The following is a 13,455-nucleotide window of genomic DNA, read 5'->3' as shown; positions in this document are numbered from 1 at the left end:
CCGGACACGGGGCGGGGCGGTGAGCCGCGAGGCGATCGCGTCGCCGGCGGCGACGTCGCTGCGGCGACCCGCCTTCACGGTCGACCTGGCGGGCCGCGTCTCGGGCAGCTGGCGCAGCCTGATGGTGGTCTACCTCGCGTCCCGGCTGTTCTCGACCAGCGTGCTCTTCGCCGTCTACGAGATCGGGAAGCTGGCCGGGGCGACCTTCATCACCCCCGGCAGCGATCGCAGCTACCTCGACTTCACCTCGTCGTGGGACGCGGACCGCTACCGCACCATCGCGCTGCACGGCTACCCCTCGACCCTGCCGACCGACGCGGCGGGCGAGGTGCTGCCGAACGAGTGGGCGTTCCTGCCGGTCTTCCCGTACCTCTGCCATCTGCTGATGGTCGCGACGGGCATGGACTTCACCGTCGCCGCTCCCCTGCTGGCCACCGTGTTCGGGGCGGGGGCCGTCGTCGTGCTGTACCGCCTGCTCGTCACGAAGGTCGGCCACACCGGCGCGGTCTGGGCCGTGCTGCTGTTCTGCTTCGGGCCGATGGCGTTCGTCCTGTCGATCGGCTACGCGGAGAGCCTGTTCCTGCTGCTGATGTTCGGCGGCCTGTACGCCATGCAGCGGCGGCGGTACCCGCTCGTGGCGGCGGCCGGCATCGCGGCCTCGTTCGTACGGCCCGGGGCGCTCGCCCTCGCGTTGGCGCTCGGCGTCCACCTGATCGTGCGCTGGCACACCGAGCGAGAGCGACCCGCCGGCGGATCGTCGGGGGCTGCCGCCGACGCGGTGGACGACGCGGCGACGCGGGCAGGCGACGCCGCCGGGTCGCGACGGGTCGCCGGGGTCGACACCGCGCCTCCTGCGCTCGTGACCGCCGCCCGGACGGTGGGCCGACGGGCCTGGGCCGGGTTGCGCGAGTTCGTCGTCGGCGGCCGCATGCCGACCCGCGAGCTGACGACGATCGTCGTGGCGGGGCTCGCGATGGCGGCGGCGGGCCTGGCCTGGCCGGTGGTCGCGCACGTGGTCACGGGTCAGTCGGACGCCTACCTCGAGACCGAGATGGCCTGGTGGGTCGACTACGTCGGTCGGCCGGCGTTCGTACCGCTGACGCCGTGGTTCTTGCTGGCCGGCCGCTGGCTCGGCATCGCGGGCATCGTGCTCGTGCTGGCCATCGTCGGGTCGTTCACGTTCTGGATGACCCGCCGCTCGACGCTGCGCCTCGGCCACGAGGTCGTCGCGTTCGTCGCCGGCTTCTTCGCCTACCTGGTCGCGGTCTTCCTGCCGCAGCAGAGCCTGTTCCGGCTGCTGATGCCGCTCAGCCCGGTGCTCGGCACGCCCGCGATCTCGACGCGTCCGTGGCTGCGCCGCACCCTGCTGCTCGGCGGGGCGGCGCTGCAGCCCGTGGCCGTCGTCTTCGTGTTCCTCTTCACCGCGCCGTAGCGACCGCGGCGTCGCCGCCGGCTGTCACGACGAACACACCGCCGAATGGACACGACACCGTCGCATTCCTCGGTGTCTCGTCCACTCGGCGGTGTCCGGTGGGCGGGGCGCAACGCGTCCGGCCCGGAGGCACCGGCGCGCTACGCGGCGGCCGGTGCCAGCTGCATCGCGTCCGCGAGCAGGGCGACGGACCGGAGGCGCGCGTCCAGCGACGAGGACGAGTGCGCGACGATCAGCTCGTCGGCCTGGGCGGTCCGGGCGAACTGCTCCATGTACTCCCGGGCGTCGCCGGGCGTGCCGACGGCGGTGTAGGTCGTCATGGTCTGGACGTGCTGGCCGACCGGGGTGCGCAGCAGGTGGTCGAGCTCGTCGTCGCCGAACTCGCGGGTGGGGTCGATCTGGCCGCTCTGGCGCAGCAGCATCAGCAGGCGCTGGCGCTTGACCTGGGCGAACTGCACGTCGGCCTCGTCGGCGTCGTCGGTGACGATCGCGTTCACGGCGGCGAGCACGTAGGGCTCGCTCAGCTGGGCCGACGGCTGGAACTCGCGGCGGTAGGCCGAGACGGCGTCGATCAGGTCGCCGGGGGCGAAGTGCGACGCGAAGGCGTAGGGCAGGCCGAGGGCCGCGGCGAGCTTGGCCCCGAAGAGGGACGAGCCGAGGATGTACAGCGGCACGTTCGTGCCGGCACCGGGGACGGCCTGGACCCCGGCGACGCGGGACTCGCCGGCCAGGAAGGCCTGGAGTTCGACGACGTCCTGGGGGAACCGCTCGGACGACGACGGGTCGCGGCGCATGGCGCGGAAGGTGGCCTGGTCGCTGCCGGGGGCGCGACCGAGACCGAGGTCGATGCGGCCCGGGTGCAGCGTCTCGAGGGTGCCGAACTGCTCGGCGATGGCGAGCGGCGAGTGGTTCGGCAGCATGACGCCGCCCGAGCCCAGTCGGATCGTCGAGGTCTGGCTGGCGATGTGGGCGATCAGCACCGACGTCGCGCTCGACGCGATGGACGCCATGTTGTGGTGCTCGGCGTACCAGACCCGCCGGTACCCGCTCGCCTCGGCCTGCTGCGCCAGGGCCACCGAGGCCGCGAAGCTCTCGCGCACGGTCTGACCGGGTGCGACGGGGGCGAGGTCGAGGATGGAGAGGGGGATGCTCATGCGGGGGTGAACAACGACGGGCGTCGTCGTATGCCCGCGAGGACGACGAGTGGTCCCGGACCGTCCTCCGCCGGGGGGCGAGGGACGATGCGGGACCACTCGGTGCGGGCCGCGCGACGCGCGCCCGGGCCTAGAGGCCGCGGGCGAGGCGGTGGTAGGCGGCGTTCCAGGCGACCTCGTGGCGGAAGTCGCGGATGCGGGTGTCCTCGTCGATGACGAGCAGCTCGGTCTCGACGATGCGGGCCAGGTCTTCGAAGGCCTCGAGCCCGACGGCGGTCGACATCACCGTGTGGTGCGCCGCGCCGGCGGTCAGCCAGGCCTCGGCCGACACCGCGAACGACGGACGGGGCTTCCACACCGCGCGCCCCACGGGCAGGTTCGGGAGGTCTTCGTCGGGGTCGACGACGTCGACCACGTTGACCGTCAGGCGGAAGCGGTCGCGCACGTCGCTCATCGCGACGACGACGGCCGGGCCGGGGTCGGCCGAGAAGACCAGGCGCACCGGGTCGTCCTTGCCGCCGATGCCGAGCGCGTGCACCTCGAGCGACGCGCGACCCGACGTCAGCGACGGGCTGACCTCGAGCATGTGCGCCCCGAGGATCTTCTCCTCGCCGGGCACGAGGTGGTAGGTGTAGTCCTCCATCAAGGAGGCGCCACCCGGCAACCCGGCGCCCATCACGGCGGCCGCACGCACGAGCACCGAGGTCTTCCAGTCGCCCTCGGCGCCGAAGCCGTAGCCCTCGGCCATGAGGCGCTGCACCGCGAGGCCGGGCAGCTGCTTGAGCGCGCCCAGGTCTTCGAAGTTCGTCGTGAAGGCGTGGAACCCGCCCGCCTCGAGGAACGACCGCAGGCCGATCTCGATCGCGGCGCCGTCGCGCAACGACTGGTGACGCGCGCCACCGGCCCGCAGCTCGGGCACGACGTCGTACTCGGCCTCGTACACGGCGACCAGGTCGTCGATCGCCGACTCGGACGCCGCCGCGACCGCCTCGGCCAGCTCGTTGACGCCCCAGGTGTTGACCTGCACGCCGAAGGCGAGCTCGGCCTCGGTCTTGTCGCCCTCGGTCACGCCGACGAAGCGCATGTTGTCGCCGAAGCGGGCCAGCTTGAGGGACCGCATGGCCGAGGCACCCGCGGCGGCGCGCATCCACGTGCCGACCTGCTGCTGGACGCGCGGGTCGCTGACGTGGCCGACGACCGTCTTGCGCGGCACGCCGAGGCGGGTCTGCATGTAGCCGAACTCGCGGTCGCCGTGGGCGGCCTGGTTGAGGTTCATGAAGTCGAAGTCGATGTCGGCCCACGGCAGGGCGACGTTCGCCTGCGTGTGCAGGTGCAGCAGCGGCTTGCGCAGGGCGTCGAGGCCGCCGATCCACATCTTGGCCGGGCTGAACGTGTGCATCCAGGCCGTGACGCCGACGACCGAGTCGTCGAGGTTCGCCTCGAGCATCGTGCGGCGGATGGCGTCGGCGTCGGTCAGCACGGGCTTCCAGACGAGCCGCACGGGCACGTCGGAGGCCGCGGCGAGCTCGTCGGCGATGGCGCGCGACTGGTCGGCGACCTGCTTCAGGGTCTCTTCGCCGTAGAGGCCCTGGCTGCCGGTGAGGAACCAGACCTCCTTCGAGGCGAGGAAGGCGGTCGGGTCGAGGGTGTCGTTCGTCATTTCAGTTCTCCTGCGGGCGCTTGGCCGTAGACGTTCTGGTACCGGTCGAAGAGGGCGTCGATGCTCTCTGCCGGGATGGGGAGGGGTTCGCCGAGCTGGCGGGTGATGTGGACGGTGCGGGCGACGTCCTCGGTCATCACGGCGGCCTTGACCGCGTCGCGGGCGTCCTTGCCGATCGTGAAGACGCCGTGGTTCTGCATCAGCACGGCGCGGCTGCGGTGGCCCTCGAGCGTCGCGACGATGCCGCGGCCGATCGAGTCGTCGCCGATGATGGCGAACGGACCGACGGGGATCTCGCCGCCGAACTCGTCGGCCATGGCCGTGATCACGCACGGGATCGCCTCGCCGCGGGCGGCCCAGGCGGTGGCGTAGGTCGAGTGCGTGTGGACGACTCCCCCGACGTGCGGCATGGTCCGGTACACGTAGGCGTGTGCCGCGGTGTCGCTCGACGGGCTGCGGTCGCTGCCCGGGGTGCCCTCGACCACGGTGCCGTCGAGGCGGCAGAGGATCTGGTTCTCGGCGGTGAGGTCGTCGTACAGCACGCCGCTCGGCTTGATGACGAAGAGGTCGGTGCCGGGCACGCGACCCGAGACGTTGCCGCCCGTCCAGACGACCAGTCCGTACCGCACGAGCTCGGCGTGCAGGGTCGCCACGTCTTCGCGGGTGGCGTCGATGGCCGCCTGCGTCGAGCGGTCGATCCAGCCGGTCATGCGGTCACCTGCGACTCGGTCGAGGCGGAGGCGGTGGCGTCCTGCTCGACTGCGTCCGCGCCTCCTGCGTCGACGGCGGGGGCCGAGGAGGCGCGGGTCGCCTCACGACGCATCGCCCGCAGGCGGTGCATCACGTCGTTGCCGCCCCGACCGAACCAGTCGTGCAACAGGAGGTACTCGGCGTAGAGGGCGTCGTAGGCGTCGGCGTTCGCCTCGTCGGGCGTGTAGGTGGCGCGGTCGACGCTGCCCATGGCCTCGGCCGCCGAGCGGATGTCGGGGTAGGCGCCGGCGGCGACGGCCGCGTGGATGGCGGAACCGAGGGCGGGGCCCTGCTCGCTCGTGATCGTCGAGATCGGCAGGCGCAGCACGTCGCTGTAGGTCTGCATCAGGTGGGCGTTCTTGAGCAGACCGCCCGCGGCGATGAACTCGGTGACGGGCACACCCGACTCTTCGAAGGCCTGGACGATGCGGCGGGTGCCGAAGGCCGTCGCCTCGAGCAGGGCGCGGTAGCCCTCTTCGGGCGTCGTGCTGAGCGTCTGACCGACGATGACGCCGCTCAGCTCGTGGTCGACGAGCACCGAGCGGTTGCCGCTGTGCCAGTCGAGGGCCACGAGGCCGTGGGCGCCGACGGGCTGTTCGTAGGCGAGGTCGGTGAGGTGCTGGTGGACGCTCTTGCCCGCGGCCGCGGCGGCCTCGACGGCCGACTGCGGCACCTGGTTCTTGACGTACCAGGCGAAGACGTCGCCGACGCCGGACTGCCCGGCCTCGTAGCCGTAGAGGCCGTCGACGATGCCGCCGTCGACCACGCCGCACATGCCGGGCACCTCGGCGAGCCGGTCGCCGTTCATCACGTGGCACGTGCTCGTGCCCATGATCGCGACCATCTGGCCGGGCTGGGTCGCCTTCGCGGCCGGGGCGGTGACGTGCGCGTCGACGTTGCCGACGGCGACGGCGATGCCCTCGGGCAGCCCCGTCCAGCCGGCCGCCTCGGCGGTCAACGTGCCCGCGACGTCGCCCAGGGCGCCGATCTCGTGCACGACCTTGCTCTCGGCGAAGTCGGCGAAGTCGGGGTTGAGCGCCGCGAGGAACTCGCGGCTGGGGTACTCGCCGTCCTGGTAGATGCCCTTGTAGCCGGCGGTGCAGGCGTTGCGGACGTACCGGCCGCTGAGCTGCCAGACGATCCAGTCGGCGGCCTCGACCCAGTGCTCGGTCGCGGCGTAGACCTCGGGGTCCTCTTCGAGCAGCTGCAGGCCCTTGGCGAACTCCCACTCGCTCGAGATGAGCCCGCCGTAGCGCGGCAGCCAGGTCTCGCCGCGCTCGGCGGCGAGCTCGTTGATGCGGTCCGCCTGCCCCTGGGCCGCGTGGTGGCGCCAGAGCTTGACGAAGGCGTGCGGGCGGTCGGCGAAGCGCTCGAGCTCGTTGAGCGGCGTGCCGTCGGCGGTGGTCGGCACCATGGTGCAGGCCGTGAAGTCGGTGCCGATGCCGACGACGGCCGACGGGTCGACGCCCGACGAGCGCAGGGCCTCGGGCACGGCGTTCTTCAGCACGTCGACGTAGTCCGACGGCACCTGCAGGGCCCAGTCGGCGGGCAGGCGCTCGCCCGTGCCGGGCAGCGTGCGGTCGACGACGGCGTGCGGGTACTCGAACGTGGCGCTGGCCAGTTCGGCGCCGTCGCGCACGCGCACGACGACCGCACGGCCGCTCAGCGTGCCGTAGTCGACGCCGACGACGTACGAGTCGGCCGAGGTGCCGGCGGGGTCGGGAACCCCGGGCGACGAGTCGGAGGGGATGGCGGTCTCGGCCATGGAACGTCCTTGTCCTGATGCGAAAGTGAGCGCTCACATTCTCACATGCGAGGGCTCGCGCGTGCAATCTCGTGAGGCGCGGGTCGGGTCGATCGGCCACCGTGCCCGGGGCCGGGCCCGCCCCCCGCGAGCGGCGCTCGACGATTTGCCTAGGCAGAGGTTCTGCGCCGGACGCGGGGGCCACACGGGCAGGCCGGACCGGGGCCGGGCCCGACCACCCCGAGCGGCGCTCGACGTTCCGCCTAGGCAGAGGTTCCGCGCCGGACGCGGGGGCCACACGGGCAGGCCGGACCGGGGCCGGGCCCGACCACCCCGAGCGGCGCTCAACGATTTGCCTAGGCAGAGGTTCTGCGCCGGACGAGGGGGCCACACGGGCAGGCCGGACCGGGGCCGGGCCCGACCACCCCGAGCGGCGCTCAACGTTCCGCCTAGGCAGAGGTTCCGCGCCGGACGAGGGGGCCACACGGGCAGGCCGGACCGGGGCCGGGCCCGACCACCCCGAGCGGCGCTCGACGATCCGCCTAGGCAGAGGTTCTGCGCCGGACGAGGGGGGTCACCCGGGCAGGCCGGGCCGCGGGCGCGGGTCAGTGGGCGCGGGCACCGGGTCAGCGCGTAGGGGCAGCCGTCGAGCGGCGAACCACGAGCTCGGGGCCGAGCGCCGCGACGGGCGCGTCGTCGCCCGCGAGCACCGCCTCGACGGTGGTCATGAGCCGACGGCCGAGGGCCTCGAAGTCCTGGCGCACGGTCGTCAGCGGCGGCACGAAGTGCTCGGCCTCGGGGATGTCGTCGAACCCGACGATGCTGACGTCGCGGGGCACGACGAGCCCGGCGTCGACGTACGCGTGCACCACGCCGAGCGCCATCTGGTCGTTGCCGCAGAACACGGCGGTCACGTCGTCGCGCCGGGCGAGCTCGCGGCCGATGCGATGACCGGACCCCGGCGTCCAGTCACCCCGACACAGCAGGCTCGAGTCGACCCCGAGCCGGGCGCACGCCTCGCGCCATCCCCGCTCGCGGTCGCGTCCGTCCATCCACCCGTCGGGCCCCGCGACGTGGGCGATGCGTCGGTGCCCGAGCGCCGCCAGGTGCTCGACGGCGGCCTCGGCCCCGGCGGCCTGGTCGAACGACACCGTGTGGTGGCCGTCCTCGGCCTCGCTGTCGGCGGTCACGAGCGGCACCGAGACGTCGGAGCGCCGCAGCACCTCGAGGGCCTCGGAGTCGGGGGCGATCAGCACGATGGCGGCGACGTTCTGCCCGACCAGCGAGTCGAGGGCCTGACGCATGCCCTGCCGGTCGTCGACGTCGAGCGTGGCCATCGAGACCTGGTAGCCGGCGCGGCGGGCGGCACCGTTGAAGCCGTGCATGGTGCTCGACGGACCGTAGAAGGGGAACCCCGTGCTGATGACGCCGAGCGACCGGGTCTTGCGGCTGGCCAGGGCCCTCGCCGTGAGGCTCGGCCGGTAGTTCAGGTCGTCGATCGCGGCGTCGACCTTGGCCTTCGTGGCGGGCCGGACCGTCGGGTCGCCGTTGACGACCCGCGACACGGTCTGGTGCGAGACGCCGGCCGCGGCCGCGACGTCGAAGAGGGTTGCCACGAGTTGATCCTATTTCGGTTCGGTTTGCGGACGACGGTGTCCTGCGCGGCCGACCCGCGCCTCCTGCGGTCCGACCGGGTGCCCGCCCGGGGGCGGAGAGACGAGGAGGCGCGGCTCCCGTCACCGGGAACCGCGCCTCGTCGACGGGTGTCGCGTTCGTTACTTGCCGGACGAGGCGGCGCGACGCTTGTTGAAGACGTCGAACGCGACCGCGGCGAGCAGCACGAGGCCCTTGATGAGGGACTGGTACTCGGTGCCGACGCCGAGGATCGACAGGCCGTTGTTCAGGATGCCGATGATCAGACCACCGATGATGGCGCCCGTGACCGTGCCGATGCCGCCGGTGACGGCGGCGCCACCGATGAACACGGCCGCGATGGCGTCGAGTTCGAACCCGGTGCCGGCGCTGGACGCGGCGAGGTTGAGCTGGCTGGTGAAGACGATTCCGGCCAGCGCCGAGATGACGCCCATGTTGACGAACAGCAGGAAGGTCACGCGCTTGGTCTTGACGCCCGAGAGCTCGGCGGCGTGGACGTTGCCACCGATCGCGTAGACGTGACGACCGAAGACCGAGTTCTTCATGACGGTCGAGTACACGACCACGAGCACGGCGAGGATGACCAGCACGATCGGGGTGCCCGAGTAGCTCGCGAGCAGGAACCCGACGTACATGACGAGCGCGACGGTGAAGACGAGCTTGGTGACGAACCACAGGAACGGCTCGTCCTCGAGCTGGTACTTGCGACGGGTCGCACGACCGCGCAGTCCGGTGCCGATCAGGGCGATCGAGGCGACGGCGCCGAGGATCAGCGTCAGGGGCTCGTAACCGGTGGTGCCGAAGGCCGGCAGGAAGCCCGAGCCGATGTTGCGGAACCCCTGGGGGAACGACGAGATCTGGGTGCTCTGCAGGGCGATCTGGGCGGCACCGCGGAAGGCGAGCATGCCGGCCAGGGTGACGATGAACGCCGGGATGCCGAAGTAGGCGATCCAGAACCCCTGCCAGGCACCGACCAGCGCGCCGAGCACGAGGCAGAGGACGACGGCCAGCGGCCAGGGAAGGCCCCACTGCGTGATCATCACGCCGGCCATGGCACCGGTGAAGGCGACGACCGAGCCGACCGAGAGGTCGATGTGGCCGGCGATGATGACCATCACCATGCCGATGGCCAGGATCAGGATGTAGCTGTTCTGGACGACCAGGTTCGACACGTTGATCGGTGCGAGCGTGATGCCGTTCGTGGTGATCTGGAAGAACAGCACGATCACGATCAGCGCGATGAACAGGCCGATCTGACGCAGCTGGCCGCCGAGGTACGAGACCGCGCTGACGATCGGGTTGCCCCCGGAGCCGGACTGCGGCTGACGGGACGTGGGCGACCCGCCGGTGGGCTTCGGGTCGGTGGCCTGGGTGGGGCTAGGCGCGCTCATTGACGGGGCTCTCTCGTTCGAGGGTCATGTACTTCAGGAGGAACTCGGGGGTCGCCTCGGCGATCGGCACGTCGGCCGTGATGCGCCCCTCCGAGAGGGTGTAGATGCGGTCGCAGATGCCGAGCAGCTCGGGCAGCTCGGACGAGATGACGATCACGCCCTTGCCCGCGTCCGCGAGCTGGTTGATGATCGTGTAGATCTCGTACTTGGCACCCACGTCGATGCCGCGGGTGGGTTCGTCGAGGATCAGCACGTCGGGGTCGGCGTACATCCACTTCGACAGCACGACCTTCTGCTGGTTGCCGCCCGAGAGCTTGCCCGTCACGGCGGCCACGGTCGGCGCTTTGATGTTCATGCTCTTGCGGAAGCGCTCGGCGACGGTGCTCTCTTCGGACCGGTTGACGAAGCCCCAGTTCGCGAGCTTGCCGAGGGCCGAGCCCGACACGTTGCGGGTGATGTCGTCGATCAGGTTCAGGCCGTACTTCTTGCGGTCCTCGGTGGCGTAGGCGATGCCGGCCGCGATGGCCTTGCTGACCGTCGAGGTGTCGACCTCCTGGCCGCGCTTGTAGACGGTGCCCGAGATGCCGGTGCCGTAGCTCTTGCCGAAGACGCTCATCGCGAGCTCGGTGCGTCCGGCACCCATCAGCCCGGCGATGCCGACGATCTCGCCGGCCTTCACGCTGAGGTGGGCCTGGTGGATGATCTCGCGGGTCGCGTCGAGCGGGTGGTGGACGGTCCAGTCCTCGATGCGCAGCAGCTCTTCGCCGACCGTCGACTCGTGGGCCGGGTACCGGCTCTCCAGGTCACGGCCGACCATGCCCTTGATGATGCGGTCCTCGGAAACCTCGTCGGCGTGCATGTCGAGGGTCTCGATGGTCTTGCCGTCTCGGATGATCGTGACCTTGTCGGCGATCGCCTTGATCTCGTTCAACTTGTGGCTGATGATGATCGACGTGATGCCCTGACCCTGCAGGCTCTTGATCAGGTCGAGCAGGTGGGCCGAGTCGTCGTCGTTCAGGGCGGCCGTCGGCTCGTCGAGGATGAGGATCTTCACGCGCTTCGACAGCGCCTTCGCGATCTCGACCAGCTGCTGCTTGCCGACTCCGATGTCGACGACCTTCGTGATCGGGTTGTCGCGCAGCCCGACGCGGGCCAGCAGGCCGGCGGCGTCGAGGTTGGTCTTGTTCCAGTCGATGAACCCGCCCTTGGCCTGCTCGTTGCCGAGGAAGATGTTCTCGGCGATCGACAGGAACGGGCTGAGGGCCAGCTCTTGGTGGATGATGACGACGCCCGCGGCCTCGGAGTCGTTGATGTTCTTGAAGTCGACGGGCTGGCCGTCGAGCAGGATCTGGCCGTCGAACGAGCCGCTCGGGTAGACCCCGGAGAGCACCTTCATGAGCGTCGACTTGCCGGCGCCGTTCTCGCCGCAGATGGCGTGGACCTGGCCGCGCTCGACCTCGAGCGTGACGTCCTGCAGGGCCTTGACGCCGGGGAACGTCTTGGTGATCTCCCGCATCTCGAGGATCGTGTTCGCCACGTGTTCCTTCTTCCGTGTGTCGGGTGGGTGCTGCTGGGGAGCAGAGGAACGAGGAGGCGCTGGTCGGCGACCGGCGCCTCCTCGGTTCTCGGGGGGAGGGACCTACTTGAGGTCGGCCTCGGTGTAGTAGCCGCTGTCGATCAGGACCTCTTTGTAGTTGTCCTTCGTGACGATGGTGGGCTGGAAGAGGTACGTCGGGACGACCTTCTCGCCGTTGTCGTACGTCTTGTCGTCGTTCGTCTCGGGCGTCTTGCCGGTCAGCAGGTCGTCGGCCATCACGACGGACTGGTCGGCGAGCTGACGGGTGTCCTTGTAGATGGTCGAGTACTGCTGGCCCTCGATGATCGACTTGACCGACGCGGCCTCGGCGTCCTGGCCGGTGATGATCGGCAGGGCGTCACTCGAGTAGCCGGCACCCTCGAGCGCCGAGATGATGCCGATCGAGATGCCGTCGTAGGGCGAGAGGACGCCGTCGAGCTTGGTGCCGCTCGAGTAGGTCGAGGCGATCAGGTTCTGCATGCGCGCCTTGGCGGTGGCGGGGTCCCACTGCTGCGTCGCGGCCTGCGTGAACTGGTCCTGGCCAGAGCCGATGGTCAGCGAACCGTCCTCGATGTAGGGCTTGAGGGTGTCCATCGCGCCGCTGAAGAAGAAGTTGGCGTTGTTGTCGTCGGGGCTGCCGGCGAAGACCTCGATGGTCTTGGGCGAGGCGCCGTCGACCTTCTTGCCGTCCGCGTCGACGAGGCCGAGACCGGTCAGGAGGCTGGTGCCCTGGTCGACGCCGACCTTGTAGTTGTCGAACGAGACGTAGTAGTCGACGTTCTTGTTGCCGGTCAGCAGGCGGTCGTACGAGATGACCTTGATGCCGGCCTTGGCGGCCGAGTCGAGCTGGTCGCTGAGCGAGCCGCCGTCGATCGAGGCGACGATGAGCACCTTGGCGCCCTTGGTGATCATGTTGCTGATCTGCTGGACCTGCTGGGGGATCTTGTTGTCGGCGTACTCGAGGTCGACCTTGTAGCCCTTGTCCTCGAGGGCGCTCTTGACGGCGTCGCCGTCCTTGATCCAGCGCTCGGACACCTTGGTGGGCATCGCGACGCCGACCAGCGCGCCGGCGTTGTCGCCGCTGCTGCTGCCGCCGGCGTCACCGCCGCGTCCGCCGGCACCGCCGGAGCAGGCGGCCAGGGAGAATGCCATGCCGACGGCGACGATGCCGACGAGGAGCTTTTTCTTCACGGTTGTTCCATTCGTGTCAGGTGTCATCTCGACGGCGTCGTCGATGACGGGTGGTGGTGCTGTGGAGGGATCACTGTGGTGCAGGCACGCGACGACTCGGGAGGTCGGGGACGTGCCGGGCCGACGGGTGCGCGAGGCGTGCCCGTCGGGGCCGAGGGGACGTCAGGCCGGGGCGGCCGCGAGGAGGCGCGGGGCGGGCGACGTGCGGACGCCGGGCCGAGCGGCCGGGCGGGGTGCGGTGCTGTTCACGGTTGACCTCTTCGTCAGGAAACGTGTGGCGGGGGCGTCACGGAGTGGTGCGTGATGGTCCGTCGCGAGGACGGTCGAGCGCTGACCTGAGAATGTGAGCGCTCACATCGGGTGGTGCGGGGCAATACTGAACGAGGTCCAGGTGCTTGTCAAGTCGATGCGCCGTCGGCGTGTCGCGGCAGGATTTACACGTTCGCCACACGCCGTTCACGCGCATGAGCGGTCGTCACGTCACAGTGTGGCCATGATCACCGCGACCGCGACCGTCCACACGGCGCACGACGCCGCCGGCCTGTTCTGGTTGTCGCGTCGCCTGCTGGCCGAGCACCGGGCCGCCCGGTTCGACGTGGGCCAGTACCTGGTGCAGCTCGCCGACGCGGGCACCGTGCTGCTGACCGAGCTGCCCGACGCGCTGCGCTTCGACGTCGTCGTGCGCGACGAACTCGCGGCCCGCCGGACCCGGCGAGCCCTCGAGGCCGCCCTCGAGCGGTGCCTGCCCGGCACGGTCTCGGCGATGACGTGGCAGACCGCGGCCCTCGCGGCGGGCGCCGAGGTCGCCTGAGCCGTCCGCACCGCGTGTCGTGCACGGCACCGCGTCTAGACGGGGTGCGGTGCACGAAACGCGGTGCGGAGCGGGTGGGGCGGGCCGGGTGCC

General features: G+C 70.8%; 10 protein-coding genes. 2 read left to right on the top strand and 8 right to left on the bottom strand.

The window, feature by feature from the left end:
• Positions 1–19: 19 nt before the first annotated feature.
• The gene (locus AC3CCI_RS10995; protein ID WP_488627210.1) at positions 20–1,432 is read left to right on the top strand and encodes a mannosyltransferase family protein; all 1,413 of its coding nucleotides are present in this window, start codon (positions 20–22) and stop codon (positions 1,430–1,432) included.
• A gap of 140 nt (positions 1,433–1,572) precedes the next feature.
• Here the strand turns inward: AC3CCI_RS10995 and AC3CCI_RS10990 are convergent, their stop codons facing one another.
• From AC3CCI_RS10990 to chvE, 8 genes are all read right to left on the bottom strand, one after another.
• Complete coding sequence (locus AC3CCI_RS10990; protein ID WP_354594750.1) at positions 1,573–2,586, bottom strand: LLM class flavin-dependent oxidoreductase; 1,014 nt, start codon at positions 2,584–2,586, stop codon at positions 1,573–1,575.
• Positions 2,587–2,716: 130 nt separating this feature from the next.
• Positions 2,717–4,246, bottom strand: coding sequence for an L-arabinose isomerase (araA, locus tag AC3CCI_RS10985; RefSeq protein ID WP_354594751.1), 1,530 nt, complete (start codon positions 4,244–4,246; stop codon positions 2,717–2,719).
• A complete protein-coding gene (locus AC3CCI_RS10980; protein WP_354594752.1) occupies positions 4,243–4,956 on the bottom strand; it encodes an L-ribulose-5-phosphate 4-epimerase in 714 nt (237 codons plus the stop codon). The genes araA and AC3CCI_RS10980 overlap by 4 nt, the downstream gene beginning before the upstream one ends.
• Positions 4,953–6,761, bottom strand: coding sequence for a ribulokinase (araB, locus tag AC3CCI_RS10975; RefSeq protein WP_488627209.1), 1,809 nt, complete (start codon positions 6,759–6,761; stop codon positions 4,953–4,955). Before araB ends, AC3CCI_RS10980 begins: the two co-directional genes overlap by 4 nt.
• A gap of 605 nt (positions 6,762–7,366) precedes the next feature.
• Positions 7,367–8,356, bottom strand: a complete 990-nt coding sequence (locus tag AC3CCI_RS10970; protein WP_488627208.1) for a LacI family DNA-binding transcriptional regulator — start codon at positions 8,354–8,356, stop codon at positions 7,367–7,369.
• Positions 8,357–8,515: 159 nt separating this feature from the next.
• Positions 8,516–9,784, bottom strand: a complete 1,269-nt coding sequence (gene mmsB / locus AC3CCI_RS10965; RefSeq protein ID WP_354594755.1) for a multiple monosaccharide ABC transporter permease — start codon at positions 9,782–9,784, stop codon at positions 8,516–8,518.
• Entirely contained in the window at positions 9,771–11,321 is a 1,551-nt protein-coding gene (mmsA, locus tag AC3CCI_RS10960) for a multiple monosaccharide ABC transporter ATP-binding protein (protein ID WP_488627207.1), read from the bottom strand. Before mmsA ends, mmsB begins: the two co-directional genes overlap by 14 nt.
• Positions 11,322–11,423: 102 nt before the next feature.
• On the bottom strand, positions 11,424–12,578 hold the full coding sequence (gene chvE / locus AC3CCI_RS10955; RefSeq protein ID WP_488627206.1) for a multiple monosaccharide ABC transporter substrate-binding protein: 1,155 nt from the start codon (positions 12,576–12,578) through the stop codon (positions 11,424–11,426).
• 466 nt (positions 12,579–13,044) lie between these two features.
• Between chvE and AC3CCI_RS10950 the strand changes: the two genes are divergently transcribed.
• The gene (locus tag AC3CCI_RS10950) at positions 13,045–13,362 is read left to right on the top strand and encodes a hypothetical protein (protein WP_488627205.1); all 318 of its coding nucleotides are present in this window, start codon (positions 13,045–13,047) and stop codon (positions 13,360–13,362) included.
• Positions 13,363–13,455 lie beyond the last annotated feature (93 nt).

The organism is Frigoribacterium sp. CF331 (assembly GCF_057787905.1).
This window is presented reverse-complemented; position numbering and strand designations above follow the sequence as displayed.